Annotated in this window: 19 protein-coding genes and 1 tRNA gene; 15 read left to right on the top strand and 5 right to left on the bottom strand. The window is 48.3% G+C overall.

Annotation, left to right across the window (positions count from 1 at the left end; genetic code table 11):
- Positions 1–151: 151 nt before the first annotated feature.
- The 6 genes from BLS44_RS17780 to BLS44_RS17755 all read left to right on the top strand — a co-directional run bounded on the left by BLS44_RS17780 (position 152) and on the right by BLS44_RS17755 (position 7,329).
- Entirely contained in the window at positions 152–2,566 is a 2,415-nt protein-coding gene (locus BLS44_RS17780; RefSeq protein ID WP_090391583.1) for a heavy metal translocating P-type ATPase, read from the top strand.
- A gap of 84 nt (positions 2,567–2,650) precedes the next feature.
- Positions 2,651–3,088: a heavy-metal-associated domain-containing protein gene (locus BLS44_RS26970; RefSeq protein ID WP_143019829.1), complete on the top strand. Its 438-nt coding sequence runs from the start codon at positions 2,651–2,653 to the stop codon at positions 3,086–3,088.
- A gap of 166 nt (positions 3,089–3,254) precedes the next feature.
- The gene (locus BLS44_RS17770) at positions 3,255–4,016 is read left to right on the top strand and encodes a hypothetical protein (protein WP_090391582.1); all 762 of its coding nucleotides are present in this window, start codon (positions 3,255–3,257) and stop codon (positions 4,014–4,016) included.
- Between the two features lie 324 nt (positions 4,017–4,340).
- Positions 4,341–5,762 carry a cation:proton antiporter domain-containing protein gene (locus BLS44_RS17765; protein WP_245729257.1) on the top strand — a complete coding sequence of 474 codons (1,422 nt, stop codon included), beginning with the start codon at positions 4,341–4,343 and terminating at the stop codon, positions 5,760–5,762.
- A gap of 238 nt (positions 5,763–6,000) precedes the next feature.
- Positions 6,001–6,738 carry a Bax inhibitor-1/YccA family protein gene (locus BLS44_RS17760; protein WP_090391580.1) on the top strand — a complete coding sequence of 246 codons (738 nt, stop codon included), beginning with the start codon at positions 6,001–6,003 and terminating at the stop codon, positions 6,736–6,738.
- A gap of 63 nt (positions 6,739–6,801) precedes the next feature.
- Positions 6,802–7,329: a hypothetical protein gene (locus BLS44_RS17755; RefSeq protein WP_090391707.1), complete on the top strand. Its 528-nt coding sequence runs from the start codon at positions 6,802–6,804 to the stop codon at positions 7,327–7,329.
- A gap of 218 nt (positions 7,330–7,547) precedes the next feature.
- Here BLS44_RS17755 and BLS44_RS17750 read toward each other — a convergent pair whose 3' ends face one another.
- From BLS44_RS17750 to BLS44_RS17735, 4 genes are read right to left on the bottom strand one after another with little or no spacing between them, the layout of a single operon-like run.
- Positions 7,548–9,887, bottom strand: coding sequence for a beta-galactosidase (locus BLS44_RS17750; protein WP_090391579.1), 2,340 nt, complete (start codon positions 9,885–9,887; stop codon positions 7,548–7,550).
- 19 nt (positions 9,888–9,906) lie between these two features.
- Complete coding sequence (locus BLS44_RS17745) at positions 9,907–10,641, bottom strand: 3-keto-disaccharide hydrolase (protein ID WP_090391578.1); 735 nt, start codon at positions 10,639–10,641, stop codon at positions 9,907–9,909.
- Between the two features lie 18 nt (positions 10,642–10,659).
- Complete coding sequence (locus BLS44_RS17740; RefSeq protein ID WP_090391577.1) at positions 10,660–11,061, bottom strand: c-type cytochrome; 402 nt, start codon at positions 11,059–11,061, stop codon at positions 10,660–10,662.
- 36 nt (positions 11,062–11,097) lie between these two features.
- Positions 11,098–12,153: a sugar phosphate isomerase/epimerase family protein gene (locus tag BLS44_RS17735; RefSeq protein WP_090391576.1), complete on the bottom strand. Its 1,056-nt coding sequence runs from the start codon at positions 12,151–12,153 to the stop codon at positions 11,098–11,100.
- A 300-nt stretch (positions 12,154–12,453) separates the two neighbouring features.
- Here BLS44_RS17735 and BLS44_RS17730 point away from each other — a divergent pair, with 300 nt between their 5' ends.
- From BLS44_RS17730 to BLS44_RS17715, 4 genes are all read left to right on the top strand, one after another.
- Entirely contained in the window at positions 12,454–13,704 is a 1,251-nt protein-coding gene (locus tag BLS44_RS17730) for an MFS transporter (protein WP_245729256.1), read from the top strand.
- 61 nt (positions 13,705–13,765) lie between these two features.
- Entirely contained in the window at positions 13,766–14,998 is a 1,233-nt protein-coding gene (locus tag BLS44_RS17725; RefSeq protein WP_090391574.1) for a nucleoside permease, read from the top strand.
- Between the two features lie 5 nt (positions 14,999–15,003).
- Positions 15,004–15,891: a hydroxypyruvate isomerase family protein gene (locus BLS44_RS17720; RefSeq protein WP_245729255.1), complete on the top strand. Its 888-nt coding sequence runs from the start codon at positions 15,004–15,006 to the stop codon at positions 15,889–15,891.
- Between the two features lie 23 nt (positions 15,892–15,914).
- Positions 15,915–16,799 carry a sugar phosphate isomerase/epimerase family protein gene (locus BLS44_RS17715; protein ID WP_090391572.1) on the top strand — a complete coding sequence of 295 codons (885 nt, stop codon included), beginning with the start codon at positions 15,915–15,917 and terminating at the stop codon, positions 16,797–16,799.
- 154 nt (positions 16,800–16,953) lie between these two features.
- On the opposite strand, the gene BLS44_RS17710 is transcribed toward BLS44_RS17715, so the two are convergent.
- Complete coding sequence (locus BLS44_RS17710; protein ID WP_090391571.1) at positions 16,954–19,095, bottom strand: carboxy terminal-processing peptidase; 2,142 nt, start codon at positions 19,093–19,095, stop codon at positions 16,954–16,956.
- A gap of 203 nt (positions 19,096–19,298) precedes the next feature.
- On the opposite strand from BLS44_RS17710, the gene BLS44_RS17705 reads away from it, so the two are divergent.
- The 5 genes from BLS44_RS17705 (at position 19,299) to BLS44_RS17685 (ending at position 25,172) form a co-directional block, all read left to right on the top strand.
- Positions 19,299–19,372: transfer RNA gene (locus BLS44_RS17705), tRNA-His, on the top strand.
- A 65-nt stretch (positions 19,373–19,437) separates the two neighbouring features.
- The gene (locus BLS44_RS17700) at positions 19,438–19,995 is read left to right on the top strand and encodes a DUF445 domain-containing protein (protein ID WP_090391570.1); all 558 of its coding nucleotides are present in this window, start codon (positions 19,438–19,440) and stop codon (positions 19,993–19,995) included.
- 100 nt (positions 19,996–20,095) lie between these two features.
- Positions 20,096–22,744 carry a TonB-dependent receptor domain-containing protein gene (locus tag BLS44_RS17695; RefSeq protein WP_090391569.1) on the top strand — a complete coding sequence of 883 codons (2,649 nt, stop codon included), beginning with the start codon at positions 20,096–20,098 and terminating at the stop codon, positions 22,742–22,744.
- A gap of 205 nt (positions 22,745–22,949) precedes the next feature.
- Entirely contained in the window at positions 22,950–24,041 is a 1,092-nt protein-coding gene (locus BLS44_RS17690; RefSeq protein ID WP_245729254.1) for a glycosyltransferase, read from the top strand.
- A gap of 3 nt (positions 24,042–24,044) precedes the next feature.
- Entirely contained in the window at positions 24,045–25,172 is a 1,128-nt protein-coding gene (locus BLS44_RS17685; protein WP_090391567.1) for a glycosyltransferase, read from the top strand.
- Positions 25,173–25,689: the final 517 nt, after the last annotated feature.

Genomic DNA, 25,689 nt, shown 5'->3' with positions numbered 1-25,689 from the left:
GGCGGAGATGTCGATAGTAAGATGGTTCTGATATTGGATATCGGCATTCCCCTCTGTATTTACCTGCAATTATATAAAGCAAACCCATAATTGTGTAACAGATCTGCCCGGTAACGGAGCGAACTTTGTATGAATTATTAAACGATATATTATGACAACCGATGCATTCAATGAAATAGCCATACCGCTGGAGGGTGTAGAAAGCGAACATTGTGCCCTTATCGTGGACAAAGGCCTGGGAAAAGTGCATGGCATTGCTTCACATAAAGTTGAGCTGAACAATCGCCGCGCGCTGATTACCGCAGACGAGAACGAAGTAGTATCCAATGCCGTATCGGCCATTCGCGATCTGGGTTACGATGTACCTACCATAAAAAAGAATATCCCCGTGCTGGATATGACCTGTGCCTCCTGCGCCATCAGCGTGGAAAGCATGCTCAAAAGCCAGCCGGGGGTTGTAGCCGCTGCTGTTAATTTTGCCACCACATCCGTAGCGGTAGAATACCTGCCCAATATGATCGATACTGCGGGAATGCAAAAGGCAGTGCAGTCTATCGGGTACGACCTGCTGATCGAAAGTGCGGAGAAGGAAGCCGAAACACTGGAAGCCATCCATCAGCAAAAATTCAGCGCCCTGAAAAAGAAAACCCTGTGGGCTGCCCTTATCACGGTTCCGCTGGTGCTCATCGGTATGTTCTTTATGGATATACCATACGCCAATGAGATCATGTGGGTATTGTCTACACCGGTCGTACTCTATTTTGGAAAAGATTTCTTTATCAACGCATGGAAACAGGCACGCCACCGTTCCGCCAATATGGACACGCTGGTAGCGCTGGGCTCCGGAACGGCATACCTGTTCAGCGTATTCAATACCCTGTTCCCCTCCTTCTGGCATAGCCGCGGGCTCCACGGGCATGTATATTTTGAAGCAGCGGCCGTGATCGTAACCTTTATTCTTTTGGGAAAATTGCTGGAAGAAAAGGCCAAGGGCAATACTTCATCCGCTATCAAAAAGCTGATGGGACTGCAACCACAGACCGTTACCGTCATTAAAGCCGATGGTCGCGAGGAAGTACTGTCTATTGAAAACGTCAATAAGAATGATACCATTCTTGTAAAGCCCGGTGAAAAGATCGCTGTGGACGGTATGGTAACGGCCGGAAGCTCCTATGTAGATGAAAGCATGCTGAGCGGCGAACCGGTACCGGTTCTTAAAAAGGAGAGCGACGCCGTATTTGCCGGCACCATTAACCAGAAAGGCAGCTTCCGTTTCCGGGCAGAGAAAGTTGGATCGGAAACCATGCTGGCGCAGATCATCCGCATGGTACAGGAGGCACAGGGCAGCAAGGCCCCCGTACAAAAACTGGTAGACAAAATTGCCGGCATTTTTGTACCGGTCGTTATCGGCATCGCCATCCTGGCCTTTGTGAGCTGGATCGTGCTGAGCGGGGATAATGGGTTTACGCAGGGATTGATCGCCTTTGCTACCGTACTGGTCATTGCCTGTCCCTGTGCACTGGGCCTGGCTACGCCTACAGCTATTATGGTTGGGATTGGAAAAGGCGCAGAAAAGGGTATCCTGATCAAGGACGCGGTAAGCCTCGAACTGGCCAAGAAGGTAAACGCCGTGGTGCTGGATAAAACCGGTACCATCACCGAAGGGAAACCCGTGGTAACCGACAGCTACTGGGAAAATGAGGACCTGCATTTAAAACAGCTTTTTTTCAGTATCGAAAAACAATCGGAACACCCCCTGGCCGAAGCAGTGGTAAAACACTTCGAAGGTTTATCGGCTACAGCCATAACCGGTTTTGAAAGTTTAACCGGTCGCGGTGCAAGGGCGCAGGCAAACGGTTCCGTGTACTATGCCGGTAACCGCAGGCTGCTGGATGAAAAAGGAATCCGGATCGGTGAAGCTTTTTTAGAAAGAGCCCGGCAATGGAGCGATGCATCCAAGACCGTGATCTGGTTTGCAGATGCGCAGGAGGCCCTGGCCGTATTTGCCATTGCCGACCAGATCAAAAGCACGTCCATGCAGGCCATACAAGCCTTAAAACAGACAGGTATCGAGGTATACATGCTCACTGGTGATAATGAAGCAACTGCCGCTGCCATTGCCCGCCAAACCGGCATCACCGCCTACCAGGCAGAAGTATTGCCCGAACAGAAGGCCGCTTTTGTAAAACAATTACAGGCACAGGGTAAAACGGTGGCCATGGTGGGTGATGGTATCAACGACAGCACCGCACTGGCGCAGGCCGATGTGAGCATTGCCATGGGTAAAGGCAGCGATATTGCCATGGATGTAGCCAAGATGACCATTATCTCATCGGACCTGAACAAGATCCCCGAGGCTATTCAATTATCCCGTCAGACTGTGGCCACCATCCGCCAGAACCTGTTCTGGGCCTTTATCTACAATGTGATCGGAATTCCCGTGGCGGCAGGCATTCTTTACCCCGTAAACGGCTTCCTGCTCAACCCCATGATCGCCGGGGCCGCCATGGCGCTCAGCAGCGTAAGCGTTGTAACCAACAGTTTGCGGCTAAAATGGAAACGGTAAAAGATATAAGACTAAAGAGGAATCCTGTAACGATCGCCCCAACAGTAAAAGCGAAATTTGTAAAAACATTTAAAAAGAATACAGATGAAAACAATTCACATTTCTATCCCTGATATGCAGAGCACGCATTGCCAGGCACGCGTTCAAAACGCACTCAATAACGTTGAAGGCATTCAAGTAAATGAACTACAGGCCGGCCAGGCTACCGTGGCATTAAATGATGCACAACAGCAGTCTTCGGTTACCGCGGCCATTGAAAAGGCCGGCTATACAGTGGCAGGCATCACCCCGGAGGACGAGCAACAGGAAGGTACCCTCCTGAAATTCAAAACCAACATCAATTGCGGCGGCTGCGTGGCCTCCGTAAAACCGGCGCTGGATGGTAACAGTGGCATTGCAGAATGGCAGGTAGATACCACCAGTAAAGATAAGATCCTTACAATAAAAACGGGCGGAGCCACACCGGAAGACGTGATCAACACGGTTAAGAACGCTGGTTTTAAAATTGAACCCGTTCAGTAGCGGTTTACAACAGTTCTTTTTAAAAATCACCAGGGGCATTTAGAGTGCCTATGTGCTCTTTAGCCTGAACGCATCTTAACTCCCTGGTGTTTTTTTCGGAATATTGAGGATACGATCTGTCTACATAAAATTCAGACCGTTTGTTAAACGAGTATAAAAAAGTAACATGAACCATCATTCACACCCCGCTCCGGTAACTGATGTGCAGATGCATTTGTTAACGGCACCGGAGGCCATAAGCGCAGGAACGGAAATACAGCTTTCGTTGAAACCGGTCCGGCATACCGATCCCGGGGCAGTAGTAATATTGACACAGCAGCATGGAGCCCCTTTTCACCTGATCGTCCTGGACGAAGCGCTTACCTGGTTCCGGCACCTGCACCCGGTATTACAACCAGACGGCAGTTACCAGGTGCGTCTTACCTTTCCTGCCGGGGGTAATTACCTGTTGTATGCCGATTATCAACCGGAAGGTACCCCTTCATTAGTAGATAAGATCCTGCTTCCCGTTGCCGGTGACCGTCCCGGTCCGGTAGCCGTAACCGGCCAGAAATTAACGGCGGTTACCGGCGACCTGGATATTCGCATTGACCTTGCAGCACCCTTGTATACCGGAACAAGTACCCTCCTTCCCTTCCGGATCGAGCGGAACGGAAAGCCACTTAAAACAACAGCATTGTCTCCTTATCTTGGCGCGATAGCGCACCTGATCCTCATCCACGGTGAGGATAAAGACTTCCTGCATATCCATCCCCGGTCCGGTACCGATGCGCCGGTCGTAGCGCATACAACATTTGAAAAAGCCGGCCGCTACCGGTTATGGATCCAATTCAAGACGGGCGATGAGCTGCATACAGCAGCTTTCACGCTGGATGTGAAAGCTGCGATGCCTGCAGCCCCGGTACAACATGTTCATCATCATGGATAGATCCGCGCCAATGATAGTATACAGGTAGAGCCGTGCATAAACGCATGGCTTTATTTTTTTAAGACCAAATTAATAATAGGCAAAACGGAACCTTTCTTTAAAGCAATGTTTTTACCAAAGTCAGTGTTTCAGCGTCTCTTATGTTTACCACAGCAGCGCAGATGATTTTGGCTTCTGCTTTTGACCATCCACGCTATAGATGCCAGGAAATGCAAACCAGTAATTCAGTGTTTCGGTGCATCTGTGGCAATGTACGGGTATTGACATAAAAATAATCTGTTCATTAAAAAGAAACAGAATATCTTGCGGGAGAAATATCCCAGCATGCAACGATACAGGAATCTTCTTTTTTATGTGTTAACGGTCGCTGCTGCTATTGCGATCATCTGGTGGATCCTTACCATGGGTGGCCGGTTACAGACACAAAAGAATATCAAATCCATTATTGAAAGCAAGCCGGCACTGGGCGTTCCTTTTACGGCTGTGCTCCGGCATAATATCCGCGAACCACTGGCCATCCTGCTGCTGCAGATCTTTGTAATCCTGCTGGCCGGTTCTTTTATGGGATTCCTGTTTAAAAAGATCAAACAGCCCCGCGTGATCGGTGAAATGGCCGCCGGCATCCTGCTGGGGGCTTCCTTCCTGGGATATTATTTCCCGGAGGTATCGGCCTTTGTTTTTCCCCCGCAGTCCCTGGGCAACCTGAACCTGCTCAGCCAGATCGGCCTGGTACTGTTTATGTTTATTGTTGGGTTGGAACTGGATCTTTCCCTGTTGAAAGGCAAGACCAATGCAGCGGTAATGATCAGTCATACCAGCATTATTGTGCCTTTTACCCTGGGAGTGGCCACCGCTTATTTTACCTATCAGCAATTTGCCCCGGCAGGCGTGCAGTTTATTTCCTATGCATTGTTTATCGGTATTTCATTAAGCATTACGGCTTTCCCGGTGCTGGCCCGGATCATACAGGAACGGAATCTTTCAAAGACCAACCTGGGCGTGCTGGCCATTACCTGCGCTGCGGCAGATGATGTTACGGCCTGGTGCATACTGGCCCTGGTGATTGCCGTAGTGAAAGCCGGTTCGGCCTGGAGCGCCTTGTACACGATCTTGCTTTCTGTTGCTTATATCCTGGTGATGATAAAAGTGCTGCGTCCCCTGATGGCCAATTATTATAAGCGGATAAACAGCCGGCTAACCGCACCGTTTGTTGCGGTTTGTATGATCATCCTGGTCGCATCTGCATACCTTACAGATGCTATTGGCATCCATGCATTATTTGGCGCCTTCGTGGCCGGTATGATCATGCCGGCAGATATGGAGTTCCGTACCCAGCTGATCGAAAAGATCGAAAGTGTGGCCCTCCTCCTGCTCCTGCCCTTATTTTTTGTTTCCACGGGCTTAAAAACACAGATCGCCCTGCTCAACAATCCTGCTCTCTGGAGTATCTGTATCATTGTACTGATCATTGCAGTTATTGCCAAATTCGGAGCCAGCGCAGCGGCAGCCCGGTTCACCGGACAGTCCTGGAGCGAAAGTCTCCAGCTGGGCGCCCTGATGAACACCCGCGGACTAACAGAACTGGTCGTGCTCAATATCGGTTATGACCTGGGAGTGATCTCGCAGGAGATCTTTACCATCCTGGTGATCATGGCCCTGTCTACCACCCTGATGACCGGGCCGGCACTCAACCGCATCCAGAGATTATTCCGGTCTTCCAAAGAGGCAAAAGCCGTAACTCCCTAAAAGATATGGCGATCCCGCAGATCTAACGCGGAAACCTGTCCTCCTGACATGCGCTGCGGAAATTTGCGGGGAAAAAGTCACGCTAATATTTTTTTGTGGTTTCCGGGAACATTTGACGCCTTTTCCTGTTGCTATCTTAAACATTACAGGAGGGACGGTGATCTGTTTTATTTTAGCGGTCTAATCTTTTGTAAACTAGCTTTTTTCGTTTATTTTCACGTACAAAATTGACAAAACAATGGAAGACAATTATTCAAGAAGCACGCCAGACAGTATTTTTTCAAGGAATGAAGCCGTAGGTTCAGGATCACGCTCTTTCCTGGCCAATGTGTTTACCTATATGTTTATTGCATTAGGCATCACAGCAGTGGTTGCCTATCTTTTCGCGGGCAATCCGGAGCAATACATTGCTCCGATTCTATCCAATAAACTCTTATTTTATGCGATCATGTTTGCGCCGCTGGGCTTTGTATTACTGATGTCCTTTGCCTTTAACCGGCTTTCCGCCCCGGTTTTAATGGCCTTACTGCTTGTTTACTCGGCGATAAACGGGATCAGCTTTAGCTTTATCTTACTTACTTATACTGCAACTTCTGTATTCGGCTGTTTCCTTACCGCTGCGCTGATGTTTGGTGTAATGGCGGTGATGGGCTATACGACCAAGCAGGACCTCACTTCCATGGGGCGTATTATGATGATGGGCCTGATCGGGATCATCATAGCCTCCATCGTGAATATTTTCCTGGGAAGCAATACGATGAGCTATATCATCAGCTTTATCGGGGTGATCGTTTTTACCGGTTTAACGGCATATGATGTGCAGAAATTAAAAAGGATCGGCGAAGGGATCGACCAGGATGGTAACGTGATCGCCGGTGATGTAAAGAAGCTGGCTATCATGGGGGCTTTAAGCCTTTACCTGGATTTCATCAACCTGTTCCTGATGTTGCTGCGTTTATTCGGAAGAAGAAACTAGTATATTTAAATCTTATTTTTGAAAGCCGGTTTTACCGGCTTTTTTCTTTTAATCCCTGCTGTCATGAATTTGCCGGTATTATTATCTGCACCGATAAGAAAAGAACAGGTTGCTGAAATTGTTGAATGGATCGGGCCGGATCAAGGCCGGTTTGACCAGCTGTTTGCCCTTTTTGCCAGGAGCGAACCCCGGGTGGCACAAAGGGCTGCCTGGCCCCTGAGTTATTGTGTGATCCTGCATCCGGAACTGATCATGCCCCATTATAAAACGATCGTTGCACTGCTGAACGACCCGGAGCAGCCGGCAGCCGTAAAAAGGAATATTCTTCGGTTGATGGACCAGGCCCCCGGGATTCCGGAAAAATTTCATGGCCCGGTAATGGATAGCTGCTTCCGCATTCTTGAGGACCCGGGTGAAACGATCGCCGCCCGTGCCTTCGCCATTGGCATTCTTAACCAGATGACAGATAACTACCCGGAGATCCTGCCGGAGCTGAAAACAGCAGTGGAATTTATACTGCCCAACGCCTCGCCGGGAGTACGCAGCAGGGCGCTAAAGATTCTGAGGAAAGGTGAAAAGAGGAAGAAATGAGAAACTAAGAAGTGAAAAGTGTGAAGTGAAAAGTGAAAAGTGTGAAGAGTGAAAAGTAAGAAACTGTGTATGTCTTAGTGAACCTGGTGCCTGGTTTTGGGGCCACGCATTTCCCCTTAGCCTGATGGATATTCCGGGTTTCAAAGAAGATGGGAAAAGCTCTGCATGCCTTACGGATGCCTTATTTTCAGATACTGAAAGCGGGCTGCTCCCCGGATCTACAGGCCTTTGAACGGTGTAGCTGAAAAATAGAGCCGGTAATCTTTGATGCGCCCGTTGGGATTATCCTGGCGGGGGAGCAATTTCAGCCCGGCTACTTTGTAGGCCTTGCCAAGATCGATCACTACCTGGTGCGGATGTTTAGGACTCCGGTCCTGCCATTCGGTATGCCAGATACTTGTAAACTGAAGGTCAAAGAGATTGGCTGCGTTGCCGTCGTCACCATCTACCTCTTCACTATCGGCGAACATTACTTTCCAGGCGCTGCGCGGGATCTCCTTACCATCTGCATCCAGCAACTGGATCTCCGCAGCGGAAGTATAGGGCTGGTTCTTAAATTCATTTAAAGCTTCCAGGCAAAAATATCTTGCCGTTACCGGCTTGAAGGAAACTGTTTGCCATTCTTTGCTATCTTCAAATGCGCCGCTGTGGTAAGCACCGGAAGCGGGAGCGGTCCATTTTTGTGAGGCCTTTTTATGAGCCTGGGCGCGCTTTTCTGTTACCGAATCCGGGATGGGCTTATCCAGTCCGTGCAGTTCCGGACGGGCCAGGCCCAGGAGATCGAAGACTACGATCTCATTGGTTCCTTTCTTCAGCCAGCACCCGGGAAGGTACATAGTTTGCGTAGGGCCAATATTCCAGTACCGGCCCAGGCAGATCCCATTTACCCATACCAGCCCCTTATTCCATTTCCGGAGATCGAGATAGGTATCTTTTAACTCGTTTACTTCAAAAGTGGCTTTGTAAAAAGCGGCTCCCGGTTGCCCTGCTTTGGAAAGCGCGGTATACGTTACCGGGAGGGTCTTATCCCCCAGCCCGATGGGATAGTTCTTCCATCCTTTAAGCTCTTTTTTTGTTTTACCATCATCCAGGATCACCTTTCCGTGAATGCCCTTCCGGTCATGCATCAAATAGCCGTAATTGACTCTTCCCGTGGCTTCTACCAGGATCTGCAGCGGTGTTGCTTTTGCACGTGCGGGAATATTGAGGGTAAAGTTCCCTTTACGCCGGTCCATGGTACCCACCTGTTTTTTATTAAGGTACACTATGGCATAATCGTGTATATCGGCAAACTGAACGGAAGCTGTTCCTCCTGCCGGAAGCAGGGTTTCATAAAGCACCGCGCCATATCCCTGGTCCAGGTCCTCCATCAGCATTGCCGTATCTGCCGCAACAGCCGGCGGGAGGTTGTTCCATAAAGGAGCGGTTGCCGTAAAACGGATGGGACTCAAAGACCGGGCTTCCGTGGCCTCCGGCACATCAGGCAGCGTTTCTCCCGGCTGCAGGTATTTGCCCAGGAGCTCCCGTATGGCATAGAACTTGGAAGTGGCATTACCCGCTTCATTAATGGGGGCATCATAATCATAACTGCTGGTTTGCGGCAGGTATGGCGGGGCATTGGCTCCGGAAAAAGTACCAAAAGTAGTGCCCCCATGCGCCATGTAAATGCTGAATGATGCCTGGTGATCCAGCATCCATTTCAGCTCATCAATAACCCGCTGGCTGGAGCCGGTATGGTGCGGACGTCCCCAGCTGTCGAACCAGCCCGGGTAGTACTCTGCACACATCAGGGGGCCGTGCGCCTGTACGGTTCGCAATGCTTTAAAACCAGCTTCGGGGTTACCGCCAAAATTGACTGCAGCAAAAATGTCCGGGCGTACATCATTTTTTAACTGTACCGGTCCGTCGCAGGTAAAAAAAGGAACCGTAAAGCCAGCCTCTTTTAAAAAGTCGCGTATCTTACCGATATATTCCCGGTCGGAGCCAAAGCTTCCGTATTCGTTCTCTACCTGCACCATCAGGATGTTTCCCCCCTTGTCAACCTGCAGGGGCGCCAGTTGTTTGCCCACTTCCATCAGGTAACGTTTGCAGGCTTCCAGGTAGTGCGCATTTTGTGTGCGTACCTGCATTGCCTTGTCTTTAAGCAGCCACCAGGGGAAGCCGCCAAACTCCCATTCTGCACAGGAATAAGGCCCCGGCCGCAGGATCACATAAAGCCCTTCCTGCTGCGCTATACGGCAAAACTCTGCCGCATCGGCCTGGCCGCTCCAGTTAAAGTTGCCCGGCTCTCTTTCCGTAAAATTCCAGAAGAGATAAGCACATACCGTATTCAGCCCCATGGCCTTTGCCATCTTCAGCCGGTGCCGCCAGTATGCCCTGGGCATACGTGTATAATGCATCTCACCGCATCGTATCACAAATGGTTTCTGGTTGAGTAAAAAACTGGAGTCGCCAATGGCAAATGCTGATCGTGCCTGCTGCGCTGTTGCTCCTTCCTGTAAAAACAATAAGGACAACGCAAGAATCAGTACACGGCTGAATCTTCGGTGAGCGTACATGAACCCGGTATGTGTTGAATTATAACTTTCTTACTTTGATATTGCGGAACCATACTGTATTGCCATGGTCCTGCAAACCGATATGTCCCGATTTAAAGGCGGTAAAATCCGGGAGATCCCTAAACTTGCTTCCGGCCACCAGCGTACGCCAGTTGTCGTCCCACAGATGCGTGTCTACGATATGAACGCCATTCAGATAAAAATCCAGTTTACCATTCAGGCTCTTGATGGCTACATGGTTCCATTCTCCTACGGCCTTTACCGGCTCGCTGCTGCTCTTTATGAGATCATACAGGTCTCCTGCACGGTGTTTGGTAATCTTACCATCGGGATGGCCGTCATTATCCAGGATCTGCATTTCAAGTCCTGTGTACCACATATATTTATATTTGTCTTTGTTGTCGATCACATAAAGACAAATACCGCTGTTACCGTTCTGGGAGATCTTCCAGTCGAGCTGCAGCTCAAAATTCCCATATTCATCATTGCTGATCAGGTCGCCCCTTCCATCTTTGGCATTCCCGTCCAGCTGCAGGGTACCATCCACCGCCTGCCAGGCAGTACCTGCGGCGTCCTTACCATAGTTATGCCATCCGGTAGTTGTTTTACCATCAAACAGCAATTTCCACCCCGCGGCTTTTTCTTTCCTGCTCAGGGTATTTGCAGGAGCATCGCTGGTTGGAGTTTGTTTCTGGCCCGAACAGGAATACGCGGTAATGCCCAGGACCGCTGCAATCAAAAAGGTTCTTGTCATATTGAACGTTTAACAGGGTTATTTTTTTAATAACAAAATATACTTTACCATAGTTTTGGCATCCGCTTCGGATACATTCGGATGCGGGGTCATCGGTACTTCGCCCCAAACTCCGCTTCCGCCGGAGATCACTTTCTGAGCCAGCTTGGTAATCGTTGCATCATCGGCTCCTGCATATTTATTAGCCACATCCCGGTACGCCGGACCTGTTAATTTTTCATCGATCTTATGACAGGTAATACACTGGTACTGGCCTACCAGGGCCAATCCCGCCTGGTAATCCGGATTAGCGGAAGCATCGTTCTTTTTTTCGGTGGTAGTGGTTTCGGAGCCTGCTCCTTCCGCTTTCTTTTCTTCACCTCCGCCACATGCCGCAGCAACCGTTGCCAGTATGACCGCAGATAAAATAATTTTCTTCATGTTCTGTCTGTTTGTTTGAAATTTTTTATAAAGATATTAATTGATCCCTAAAACTTTCTTATTTAGTGCATCATCTTTTACGGTTGCAGCAAAATCATCAAAAGCCTTTTCTGTTACCCGGATAATATGCTCCTTAATAAACTGGGCGCCTTCCCTTGCCCCGTCTTCGGGGTGCTTCAGGCAGCATTCCCATTCCATAACCGCCCAGCCCTTAAAATCATATTCCGCAAGCTTTGAGAAGATGGTCTTAAAATCCACCTGCCCATCGCCCGGGCTCCTGTAACGCCCGGCTCTTTTTAACCAGGGCTGGTATCCGCCAAACGCGCCTTTCCTGCCCGTGGGGTTGAATTCGGAGTCCTTTACATGAAACGCTTTAATGCGTTCGTGGAAGATATCGATGTATTCAATATAATCGAGGCATTGCAGTACAAAATGCGAGGGATCATACAGCAGGCAGGCCCTGGGATGGTTGTTTACCTTTTCCAGGAACATCTCGTAGGTGTCGCCGTCGAACAGGTCCTCCCCCGGGTGGATCTCATAGCATACATCCACGCCACTCTCGTCAAAAGCATTCAGGATGGGGGTCCAGCGCCGGGCCAGTTCTGTAAAGCCCTCTTCTACCAGCCCTGCAGGCCGCTGTGGCCACGGATGAAAAACATGCCATAATAAAGAACCGCTAAAAGTAGCATGTGCATTCAGCCCAAGATTCTGCGAAGCTTTTGCAGCATATTTCATTTGTTGTATGGCCCATTCGGTACGGGCCTTTGGGTTATTACGTGCCTGCTCCGGTGCAAAAGAATCAAACAGCAGGTCGTAAGCCGGGTGCACGGCCACCAGCTGCCCCTGCAAATGCGTGGAGAGCTCCGTGATCTCCATACCACATGCATTCACGATGCCTTTGATCTCATCCGCATAGGTCTTACTTTCCGCTGCTTTCTGAAGATCGATGAACTGGTCGTTATTCGTAGGGATCTGTACCCCTTTGAACCCAAGCGATGCGGCCCAGGTGCATATGGACTCTAATGTATTAAACGGAGCTTTGTCTCCGGCAAACTGCGCCAGGAAAATACCAGGGCCTTTCAGCGTTGTCATATTATCGTTATTTATTTATAATTTTTTAGTGAAGCAATACACCGGCTAAATGTACAAAACTTTCAACGAATCATTTTAGATTTTCGGAGCTTCCAAATACTTTTCCTGTTTTCTGTTACAGGAAGAGTACCTGTATCAAAATCCTTTATACGAATGTGTGTTATGCTGACTGTTGAAAAAAAAGCTGCTTTATTATTTTCAAGAATGAAAAAATAGTACATTTAGCCTTTAAACATTTTTTCGGATCAAATCATTAACGAAAGCATTGGTATGAAATCAATTCAACGACCCCAACTATTTGTGGCAAGCTGTTTAGCGCTCCTGGTAACTTCACTCTCCTTTGGGATCAGGGCGGGTATATTAAATAAGCTGGGAGTAGATTTTGGACTGGATAAAGCGGAACTGGGAACCATTGCCGCTACGGCCTTCTGGGGATTTCCCCTGGCGGTGATCATTGGTGGTATAGTGGTGGACATCATCGGGATGAAGCGCCTGCTGGTATTTGCATTTGTATTTCATCTTTTAGGTATCGTGCTAACGATATTTTCCGGTAAATTCGGCAACCCTTTCTGGGCCTTGTTTTTTTCTACCTTATTTATTGGTATCGCAAACGGCACCGTGGAGGCAGCCTGCAACCCGCTGGTTACGGCGCTGTATCCTGAAAATAAAACCACCAAACTGAATCACTTTCATTTGTGGTTCCCCGGCGGGATCGTATTGGGTACCCTTATTGTTTATTTCTTCGACAAGGTGGCGCTGAGCTGGCAGGTGCAGGTGGGTATTATGCTGATCCCAACGCTGATTTACGGGTTCCTTTTCTCTAAGCTGAAATTCCCGGTTACCGAGCGGGTCGCAAGCGGCGTTTCTACTTCAGAAATGTATCGCTCGCTGGGCAACCCTTTGTTTATTTTTATGCTTATCTGCATGTTTGGAACAGCGATCACGGAACTGTTCACCGGCCAGTGGATCGATGTATTGCTGCGGAATATTACCGACAATGCATTGCTGGTACTGACCGTTTCTACCGGTGTAATGGTGATCGGCCGTGCCCTGGCAGGCCCCATTGTGGAGCGGCTGGCCCCCCAGGGTGTTTTGCTGATGTCTGCCATCGTAGCTACCATCGGGCTTTACCTGCTGGGTAACACATCGGGCAATATGATCTTTGCCGGTGCGCTGATCTTTGGTGCCGGCGTTTGCTATTTCTGGCCCACTATGCTGGGATTTGTATCCGAATACCTGCCCAAGACCGGTGCCATCGGGTTAAACCTTATGGGCGGCGCAGGCATGTTTGCCGTATCCGTATATATGATGCTGATGGGCGGCGTATACGACCGGCTGATTGCAGAAAAACTGCCGGCAGGTGCCAACCTGAAGGAGTACGGTGCTCCCGAAGCCACCCTCGAAATGAAGAACGCGCTTGCGGAGGCCAATAAGGCCGCGGGCCCGGAGATTATTAATACGACCCTCATCATCCCGGCCATACTCATCGTAGCTTTTATTGGCTTAAACATCTATATTCGTAATAAAAATAAGCAGCTCCAGGCAGCCTGACCGGTCTCCTACAGTCCCTTACCTTTTCACTCAATTAAAATACATCTTCTAAAGCAGTAATATGAAATCGTCCGTCAAAGTGCAGTTATCCGTTATGATGTTCCTGGAGTTCTTTATATGGGGGGCCTGGTTTGTGACCCTGGGTACTTACCTGGGAACCAATTTGGGAGCCGATGGCCTGGATAGTGCAAAAGTGTTTTCCACCCAGTCCTATGGCGCCATCATCGCACCTTTCATTATAGGGTTGATCGCCGACCGTTTCTTTAACGCAGAGCGGATCCTGGGAGTTTTGCATATTGCCGGGGCCATCCTGATGTATATGATGTATAAAGCTCCTGATGTAAGCGCATTTTACCCCTATACCTTTGGCTACATGATCGTATATATGCCTACCCTGGCATTGGTTAATTCGGTTTCTTTCCGCCAAATGAGCAATCCGGAAAAACAATTTTCCAATATCCGGGTATTCGGAACCATTGGCTGGATCCTGGCAGGTTTGCTGATCAGCTGGCTTAAATGGGATAACGTACAAAATAATGCAGCAGACGGCACATTAAAGAATACCTTCCTGATGGCAGCTGTTGCTGCCGGCGTACTCGGGCTCTTCAGTTTTACACTTCCCAAAACGCCGCCTAAGAAAGCAGAAGGCAATGCCAGTGTTTCGCAGATCCTGGGGCTGGATGCTTTAAAACTTTTAAAAGATCCGAACTTTTTGCTTTTCTTTATTGCCTCAATCGCCATCTGTATCCCGCTGGCCTTCTACTATCAGAATGCCAACCCCTTCCTTACCGGCATCGGGCTGGAGAATGCAACCGGAAAAATGGCATTGGGCCAGGTTTCCGAGGCGCTGTTCATCCTCCTGCTCCCCGTGTTCTTTAAGCGCTTCGGGTTTAAAAATACCATTCTTGTAGGGATGCTGGCCTGGGTGATCCGCTACACCTTATTTGCCTATGGCAATGCCGGGGAACTGGCTTTTATGTTACTTACCGGTATTGTGCTGCATGGAGTTTGCTATGACTTTTTCTTTGTTTCCGGTCAGATCTATACCGATGCCAAGGCCGGTGAAAAATATAAAAGCTCGGCCCAGGGGCTCATTACCCTTGCCACTTACGGGGTAGGTATGCTGATCGGTTTTTGGGTAGCCGGTTTTATTTCGGAGCAATACAAAACAGCAGCGGGCACGCCGGACTGGAAAATGGTATGGCTGATCCCTGCAGGCATTGCCGCCGTGGTAATGATCTTATTCGCATTGCTCTTCCGCGATAAATCAAAAGCTGCGGAACTTCCTCAATAATGTTTATGAAAAAGACCACCCGCAGGAAAGCGATCCAGACAATTGCAGTAGCAGCCGCCCTTGCCGGAACTACAACCGGCTGGAGCACGGTATTAAATAATAATAAAAAGAAAATGCGTTTAAAAGGAACTATTAATCATAGTGTGTGCCGGTGGACTTACGGCAGCCTGTCGCTGGAACAGCTTTGTGCTATGGTTAAGGAGCTGGGCTTTGCTGCCATTGACCTGGTAGGGCCCAAAGACTGGGATACATTAAAAAAGCACGGCATTTACTCCAGCATGTGCAATGGTGCTGAAATTAACCTGGTAGATGGCTGGAATGAGCCGAATTTTCACAGTACGCTCATAAAGAGCTATACCGAACATATAGAATATGTAGCAAAAGCCGGCTATAAGAACCTGATCTGCTTCAGCGGCAACCGCCGGGGTATGGATGATGAAACCGGTTTAAAGAACTGTGAACAGGGGTTAAAAAAGATCCTGTCGATTGCTGAAAAAAATAAAGTAACATTGGTGATGGAGCTGCTCAACAGCAAGGTTGATCATCATGACTATATGTGCGACCACAGCGCCTGGGGCGTTGCATTGTGTAAACGCCTTGGCTCTGAAAACTTCAAACTGCTTTACGATATTTATCACATGCAGGTAGATGAGGGCAACGTGATTGCCACCATCCGCTCCAACCACCAGTACTTTGCGCACTACCATACCGCAGGCGTTCCGGGCAGGCATGAGCTGAATGAGCTGCAGGAGCTGAATTACCCTCCTATTATGAAAGCCATTGCAGCAACCGGTTTTAAAGGGTACGTAGCGCAGGAGTTCATACCCACGGGCAAAACAGATGAGGACCGGAAACAGGCTTTAAAGGAAGCCATTGCTGTATGTGATGTTTAATGATCCCGCTAAAAGTATAAATTATGTATAATAGAAAAGAATTCCTGAAACGATCCGGTGGTGCAGCGCTGGGACTGATGCTGGGGCCATCGCTCTATGCCGGGTGTAGTGCTTCTTCCCGTATAAAAGCCTCCGGGAGTATTTCCGCCGTAGGCATACAACTGTACAGCCTCCGGGATGACCTTCCTAAAGATCCGAAGGGCATTCTGAAGCAGCTGGCAGCTTTTGGTTATAAAGAGGTTGAAAGTTACGAAGGTGCACAGGGCATGTTTTGGGGTATGGGGAACAAGGGTTTTAAGCGATACATGGATGAGCTGGGCATGAAGATCGTAAGCAGCCATTGCGATTATACCCATGATTTTGAGCGCAAGGCCGCTGAAGCCGCTGAAATCGGCATGAGCTACCTGATCTGCCCCTACGTAGGGCCGCAGAAATCGCTGGACGACTATAAAAGACTGGCCGATTCATTTAATAAAGCCGGTGAAACCTGTAAGAAGAACGGGATCCGGTTTGCCTATCACAATCATGACTACAGCTTCCGCTTGCAGAACGGGCAGTTTCCACAGGACATTTTCATGCAGCATACCGATAAAGCCCTGATGGACTATGAGATGGATATTTACTGGGTGGTAACGGCCGGACAGGATCCCATTGCCTGGTTAAAGAAATACAGCGGGCGCTTCCGGCTTTGCCACGTTAAAGACCGTAAAAAAGGTGTAACGCCCAAACAGGGTGAACCTAACCTGAGTGTTATTGTAGGCACCGGTTCCATTGATTTCAAAACGATCCTTGCAGCAGCCCGTAAAGAAGGAATGCAGCACTATATCCTGGAACAGGAAGCTTATGAAAAAGCACCGATCGAATGTGTGAAAGAAGGAGCCGCTTATTTAAATAAGCTTGTCTTTTAGCGTAAACCAATCACCTATATCGTCAAGACCGGCCCTGTAGCCGGTTTTTTTATGCCCGCTGCACCCGCAAAAAAAGGGAAAGAGCAATGGCTCCTTCCCTCCTGTTTATTATTCTTTGCATGTGCATCGGGCACATGCCCTTGCTATAATGCACTTATTGGGTAACTACCGGCGTGGCGTTCTTTGCCAGGCGGTCAATGTTGATCATATCATCCACTACATCGGCGGCCTGGTTCAGGTAAATGTCTTCACTCAGGCTCTTCAGCCATTGTTTGGCTCTTTCGGCCTTGGTCTTATCTCCCGCAAATTTATTGACCTCCGCCGGAAGCAGGGTTATATCCATTGTGGACTTCAGCTTCTGAGCAGCATTCAGCTGATCCGATTTTGCTTTGATCGCCTTCCGCTCTGCCCGGTAAGTATCAATGTTCAGGGAACTTTCATCATTCTCCCGTACCAGCCACTGACTATTCGCTTTAATGATCTTGAAGGCACTGTCTGTCTTCAGGCGCTGGTCGCTCAAAGCTTTTATTTCGCCCAGGTTCCAGCTGCTCTTCCAGGGGCTGTAAGAAGCCCTGGCGATTTCGTCGTAAGGTAATGCGTCCTTATTATCTTTCTCCTTCAGCTTCAGCACATCCATATAGCTGGGCAGCACAATGTCAGACTCCACACCTTTTAACTGGGTAGAGCCGCCACTTACCCTGTAAAACTTTTGTAGTGTCAGCTTTACTGTTCCCAGATCCGATTCGCCATAAGTGATCCCGTTCTTGGCATCCAAACCAAAGTTGCGCTGCACCGTACCCTTTCCAAATGTAGAGGTACTTCCGATGATCACTCCCCTGCCATAGTCCTGTATGGCGGCGGCAAATATTTCGGAAGCAGAGGCGCTGAATTCATTGACCATCACTGCCAGCGGACCATCATAAAGGACGGACTCATCTTTTACATCCAGTACATTGGCCCTGTTGATCCGGTCTTTTACCTGAACCACCGGTCCCTTTCCTACAAAAAGCCCTACCATCTGCACTACATCATACAAAGAGCCCCCGCCATTGTACCGCAGATCAATGATGATGCCGTTTACCTTGGCGTCCTTCAGTTTCTGCACTTCTTTTGCCACATCCAGGTAGCTGCGGCGACCGTTGGGGTCATCAAAAGCGGCATAGAATTCCGGCAGGTAAATGATCCCCACCTTCGTATGTTTTACCGGGTCATTGATCACCGCGCTGCGGGCATAAGTATCAAAATCGGCCTCGATCTTTTCCCTTTTAATAGCCACAACCTTCACGGTGCCGTCCGTTTTTCTTACGGTTAGTTTTACGATAGTACCTTCTTTACCACGGATCAGCTTTACCGCGTCCTGTACATTGTAGCCCATCAGGTCTTCCGCCGGACCGTCGCCCTGGGCCACTTTGGTAATGATGTCCCCGTTTTGCAGCTGACCCGACTTTTCAGCAGGGCTTCCTGCGTTCAGCGACGAAATCTTGATCTTGCCATCTGCCTGTTGTAATAAGGCGCCGATACCAAAAAAAGTACCGCTCATCTCTTCATCAAAATAACGCCGGTCTACCGGGGCCATAAAACTGGTATGCGGATCCATAGTATTGGCGATAGTATTCATGAACATATCAAACTTGTCATTGTCCGTATACTTCGCCTTGTAACGCTCAAATAGCCGGCCCATAACGGTATCTGTCCTGCCGCGGGCCTGCGCCTCAAGTTCCTTATCACTTTTGATCACATAGCCCTTCTGATCCTTATTCGCCTTCTTTTCATCCAGCAGGTCTACATATTTTTCCAGCGTCAGGTATTTCAGTTTCTTTCTCCAGCGATCCCTGCGTTCGGCTTCGCTGGCAGGATACTGCAACTTATCAAAATTCATGGCAACGGATTCATTCACCGTAAAGTCGAATGGCTTTGCCAGGATGGCCTTGCTCCAGTTGGAGGATTCCTGGATCCTTTTATCAAAAACAGCGGAGATCGCAAGAAAACTCTGTACCGGGGCTCCTTTCATTTCATCATCAATATGGTTGGCATAAATGGCCGCCAGCGAATCATAATCCGACTTCAAAAAAACGTTCTTCTCAAAGTCAAGGTCATCCATAAATTTATCAAAGACTTTCCTGGAAAAGTTGTCGTCGATATTTTGCGGACTGAAATGTCCCTGAACCAAAAGCTGGCCTACCAGGCCCATGATCTGCTCGTATTTGCCCGGTGGTGTGCGGGCAACAGACGATTTAAATGCAAAAAAGGATCCGATCAATAAAACAACCAATAATATAAATGGTAATCTTTTCATATTCAATATATACTTTAACAAACCACGCATTTACCAAAAATACTGCTTAAAACGATGCCTTACGTATTTCACTTTTTTTTTTAAGACAATAAATTGATAAAATTTCCTGCCTAAAATTACATCAATAAAAATATTTGATGTCAAAATAAATATTTTCCTATGGTTTGTTCCGATTTTTTATTTACATTTGCAGCCCTGTAATGGTGGCTATAGCTCAGTTGGTTAGAGCATCAGATTGTGGTTCTGAGGGTCGCCGGTTCGAACCCGGTTAGCCACCCTGATCAAACCCCGAATTGCGATTCGGGGTTTTTTTGTAGGTATTCCATAATAAAAACTGTTTTCATGTCCTGCTGGTTATTCCTTATCCTTCCTGTTTCGGCCTTTGCCGGCTGGCTGATTCACTGGATCGCCGGTAATTATTTTATGAACCGGTACCTTCCCCGCCAGGATGCGCCGCTTGCTGCAAAAGCAGGGCACTGGGCGGGCCAGCTGATGAAACAGTCTTTTAATATCGAGCAAAAGATCAGCGACCCGGCACTGATCGAAAAAGCAATGCCTTCCATCGAAAAACATATTGATGATTTCCTGAACGTAAAACTGAAGGAAGAGATCCCCATGCTGGCAATGTTCATCGGCAACAAAACGACCGATAAGATCCGGGAAGTTTTTATCGACCAGCTGAAGACCCTGTTTCCCCAGGTGATGCTGCAGCTGACAGCCAATCTTAAAAATGAACTGAATCCTGAGCAGATCGTAACCCGGCAACTTACAGAAAAACCACTGTCGTCCCTTATGAAGAAGGATATGGCGGCTCAACTCCGGCGGTACCGCAACGCCGGGCTCCTTTACGGACTGGTTATCGGGCTGGTAAACCTGGTATTGCTTTGCTTTGTCCTTTAAATGGCCGCTTTATACCGGGTTTTATGCATTTGTCAAATTTTTTGAAGCCCATAACAAGAATTCCATTAATTACGCGTCTAACGCACTAAAATAATTTTTAATGAAAAAACAGTTATTCCTGGGGTTGATGCTTTTATTGTCGACCTGTATATATGCACAGAATGGCCAGATGCCCGCAGGAGCCCTCTATGGAAGAGTAGTCGATTCAGCAACCGGCAAAGGGATCGATGCCGCATCCATACAACTGGTCCAGATCAAAAAGGACAGCGCTTCCGGGCAAAACAAAACAACGGTTGTTACCGGCATGCTCACAAAGGCGAACGGTGAGTTCCGGCTGGAAGGCGTTCCCGCCATAGGCCGGTACCAGCTTGAGATCACCGGGATCGGTTATAAAGCCTATCAAAAACCTTTTTCCTTTATTGACCCCGCCAAATTAAAACAGGGCAACAGGGACATGGCATCATTGCTGGGCAACCTGGACAAAGACCTGGGCAATATCCGGCTGGGCATCGATAACCAGACCCTTTCCAACGTTACGGTTTCCGGCTCCAAGCCTTCTGTGAGCCTGGGTATTGACCGTAAAGTATATAATGTTGAAAATAACCTGATGGCCGCAGGAGGCACGGCAACAGACCTTTTAAAAAATATCCCTTCAGTAAACGTCGATATCGACGGGAACATCAGCATCCGGAACAGCAGCCCCCAGATCTTCGTGGACGGAAGGCCTACAACGCTTACCCTGGACCAGATCCCTTCCGACCAGATCGAAACTATTGAGGTAATCACCAACCCTTCTGCCAAATACGATGCATCCGGAGGAACTGCCGGTATTCTCAACATTGTGCTGAAAAAAACAAAACGGGTGGGATACAGCGGAAACGTAAGAGCGGGAATTGACCAGCGGGGCAAGTTGAATGCCGGCGGCAATGTAAACGTCCGCCAGGGTAAATTCAACATTTTTGCCAACGCCAATTACGGTCAGCGTAAATCGGTTTCCGACGGAACCACCGAGCGGTCTACCACTTTAAGTGATACTACAACCCGCCTGCTGCAAACCGACCACAATGTGGGCGATGGAACCTTCATGTTTGGAAGAGCAGGTTTTGATTATTTTCTGGATAACCGTAATACCCTTACACTTTCCGGTATAGGGGTAAAGGGTAAATTCAATAACAATACGGAAAGTGATCTTTTTGTAGATACGCTGGCCAACGGATACCAGGCCCACTCCAAAACCATCCGGGAATCCAACGGAAACTTTAGTTTCCGCAACCTCGGCGGTAGCCTGGGCTATGTACATAATTTTCCAAAGAACGGGCACCAGCTCACCGCAGATGCCAACTATAATAAAAGTAAAAATGACAACCAGACAGCCGTAAACAACAGCATCTTCGATAATGTTTCTGGGCCACAGACCCGGAGCTTTAACCAGTTGCAGAAGGGCAACGGGACCACGGAGCGCATTACCGCCCAGGCGGATTATACCAACCCCCTGTCCGATAATTCCAAACTGGAAGCCGGCGTGCGGATGAACCAGACCAGCGTATCCAGCCAGAACAATATGTATTACGTACTCTCCAACGGCGCCCTGCAACTGCAGCCACCCCTGTCTTCCCGGTTCGATTATAAGGACCAGGTATTAGCCGCCTATGGCAATTTTTCCAGTAAAATAGGTGAAAAATTCGGCTACCAGGTTGGGGTAAGGCTGGAAAGTTCGAACTACGACGGTACTGTTTATACCAGCACCAGGAACAGTTCCGGCAATTTCGAGTCTTCCAGTAATCACTTTAATATCAAGTACCCGGTAAGCCTGTTCCCAAGCGTGTTCCTGAGCCAGAAACTAAACGACAAACAGGATCTGCAGCTTAACTACAGCCGCCGCATCAACCGCCCGGGATTCTTTCAGCTGTTTCCCTTTACGGATTACTCTGATTCGCTCAACCTTAGCCGGGGTAATCCCGACCTGAAGCCGGAGTTCACCAACTCGTTTGAGCTGTCTTACTCCAACAATTTCAACCGGAACAACAGCCTGATCCTTTCGGTATACTATAAGCACACTTTCGGGCTTATTACCCGGTACCAGTCGCCGGATGTAAACCCGATCAACGACCGGCCGGTATTGGTGAATACGTTCATCAACGCCAACTCCAGTTTTGTGGGTGGCTTTGAGGCTGTAGGTAAGAACAAGCTGACCCCCTGGTGGGATCTGACCAGCAACGTCAATATCTACACCTCAAAAATCAACATCGATGATCCGGCCATCCCAACTGCAGACCAGATCTATAGCTGGTTTGGCAAGATCAATAATGATTTCAAGCTGCCTGCCAACTTTACGCTGCAGCTGTCCGGAGATTATAATTCCAAAACCGTACTGGCCCCGGGAGGCAGCAGCAGTAACAACTCCGGCGGCGGACGCGGATTTATGGGCGGTACGGTAAGCGGCAATGCACAGGGCTACACCATGCCCAATTATGGCGTGGATGCTGCACTGAAATATGAGTTCCTCAAAGGAAAAGCAGCTTCTGTGACCCTTAGTGTGAACGATATTTTCAAGACAAGGAAGAATGACGTATATACTTCCTCCACCTTCTTTAATCAACACCAGGTACGCACCCGCGACCAGCAGTTCTTCCGGCTGAATTTTGCCTATCGCTTCGGTAAGTTTGATGCTTCCCTGTTCAAACGCAAGAATATGAAAGGCGAACAGGAAAGCATACAGGGGGGCATGCAGGGCATGGGCGGACAGTAATCATATTTGATCCGTGTGCACGCCTCCCGGGGCTTTCTTTGGTTCCAGGTTTAAAGTTTAAGGTTTTTGTCAGATCCGGTTTTATACCTGATAAGGACCCATATTCTCAAATTTTCAAATTCCCAAAATTTTCCCTCAAAAAATGAGGATATTCGCGCCTGTTTATTATTCTTGCACTGGCTACGTTCAATAATCCGCGAAAAGATTGAAACAAAAACGAGTTTTTTTTACCGTCACAAATGATCTGTCATTTGACCAGCGGATGAACCGCATTTGCTCAACGCTCGCAGCAAACGGATGGCAGGTCACGCTGGTTGGCCGCAAATTAAAGGGTTCCTCCGCGCTGCCGGCCAAACCATTCAGGCAAAAAAGACTGCGCTGTTTTTTTTCGAAGGGGAAGTTGTTTTATGCAGAATATAATATCCGCCTGTTCTTTTGGCTGTTGTTCCATAAGGTCCCTGTTATTTGTGCTATTGACCTGGATACGATCCTCCCCTGCCTGTTTGTATCCAGGCTTCATGGAAGTAAGCGGGTTTATGATGCCCATGAGTTCTTTACCGAATTAAAGGAAGTAAAAACAAATCCCTTATCATTTAAAATATGGACGGCCATTGAAAAATTTGCGGTACCCGGGTTCCGGTACGGGTATACCGTATGTGACAGTATTGCCCGCGAATTTGAGAAACGCTACCAGGTATCCTATAAAACCATACGCAATATTGCTGCCAGCCAGCTCCAGGAGAGTACCCCCGGCCTGCCGGAATATATCATTTATGCCGGAGCCGTTAATGAAGGCAGGGGATTTGAAGCGCTTATTCCTGCTATGAAACAGGTACGCCATCCCCTGCATATTTACGGAGACGGGAATTTTATGCCGCAGCTGGTACAACTTATAAAGGAAAACAACGTGGAAGAAAAAGTGATCCTGAAAGGGATGACGCCTCCGGATGCTTTGCGGGATGCCATCCGCCAGGCAAAAGTGGCTGTGGGGCTTATTGAAGCCACCGGCATGAACCAGTACTGGGCGCTTCCCAACAAGCTTTTCGATTACATCCAGGCAGAGATCCCGCAACTGACCATGAATTACCCGGAAATAAAGAAGATCAATGATCAATATCATATTGCAGTGCTTATCGATGCATTATCGCCCGCCGTCATTTCCGGCCAACTCAACCTTTTAATGGAAGATGTTGTTCTATATCAAACATTACAACTCAATTGCAGGTCAGCAAAAAAAGATCTAAATTGGGAGCGGGAACAGTATAAAGTACTGGATTTTTATAACTCGTTGGTATAGAACTTGAGCAATCATTTACATATTGTTTGTTTGGATGTGCCGTGGCCGGCAGACTACGGTGGCGTTATTGATATGATGAACCGCATCCGGGCCCTCAACCGGCACGGCGTGAAAGTGCATCTCCATTATTTCAGCTATAATGAGCGGGGCATTCCCAAGGAATTAAATATTTTTTGCGAATCGGTAAACGTATACAAACGCAGGAAAAAAACCGAATGCCTCAGCCTTTCGCTTCCTTATATCGTTTCCTCCAGGATCAACAGGGAGCTGACGGAACAGCTCAACAAAGACGATCATCCCATACTGCTGGAAGGACTCCATTGCACCGGCATCCTGCCTTTTTTGGAAAACAAGGAGCGGAAGATCTGTGTGCGCATGCATAATAATGAAGAGATCTATTACAAGGAGCTGGCCCGTGCCACTTCTGATCTTTTTAAAAAGCTTTATTATACAACAGAAAGCCGGCTTATAAAGAAATATGTGCCCACGCTGCCCAGGAACCTGATGCTGGCCTGCGTTTCAGAAGCAGATATCCGCTTTTTCAAGGACCAGGGATTTAAAGATGCCTTCCTGCTGCCCACGTATCCCTCCTGGCAGGAAGTAAGCAGCCTTGAAGGCATGGGCACACACTGCCTTTTTCATGGCAATCTTTCCGTAGCGGAAAACGAGGAAGCTGCGCTATGGCTGCTCAACAAGGTCTTTAATAAGGTAAGGGTGCCCTTCATCATTGCAGGAAAAGACCCGGGGCGGCCGTTACAGAAGGCTGCATCACTTTGCCAGCACACCTGCCTGATCGGCAATCCCAGCGATTCGGAGATCAACGACCTGGTGCAAAAGGCCCATATCAACGTACTGCCAAACTTCAATAAAAATATTACAGGAATAAGGCTAAAGCTTTTGCACTCATTGTTTTCCGGCAGGCATTGTGTAACAACCCCCGCAATGGTGTCCGGTACGGGCCTGGAAGGTGCCTGCCATATCGGAAACAATTCCAATGCCATTGCCTCCATCATTTCCCAGCTCTATTATAAGCCATTTGACGAGGACGAGATCCGGTTCCGAAAAGCACTGGTCGAAAAATCCTTTAACAACGACCTCAATACCTGCGAACTGGTGCAGCGCCTGTGGTAGCAGGGGCATGGTCTATTTGAGGTTTAAAGTTCCGTAGGTAAATTCATTTTACACCCGATTGACCATTCACTATTTTCTATTTTGACCTGGCCGCTGAAAGCTGATTGCTGACGGCTAATAATGAACCGGAATCTATTTTATTAAAATGCGTAATTACTAGTGGTTTGTGAGGACACCAATGCTATTAAAATAAGGCGTATAATCACCTTATGGGGAAAAACGCCTTATTTTGTGTTTGAAAACTAAAATATATGTCAAAAGTAACAAAATCTGAAGGAGCGCGCAGTAGCGAAGGCTCTAAAAAAAATCTTTTCTTTTGTTGAGCGCCCCGTTCTGGATAAGCAATATCTTAACCGTTCGGTTGATTTTACCCGTAACACCAAACTTAGCTTTTCATCCATTGTCCTGAAGATTGTTCATGGTTTTACCGATTCTGTGGAGTATGAACTATCTGCGTTTTTACCCCGGCTCAACCTGAAGTCTATAACCGGGAGCGCCTTTTCAATAGCCCGGTACA

It is taken from the genome of Niabella drilacis, assembly GCF_900101395.1.
In the GTDB taxonomy this organism is placed as follows: domain Bacteria; phylum Bacteroidota; class Bacteroidia; order Chitinophagales; family Chitinophagaceae; genus Niabella; species Niabella drilacis.
Note: the sequence above shows the minus strand (reverse complement) of the source record. Positions and strands in the feature narration are given on the sequence as shown.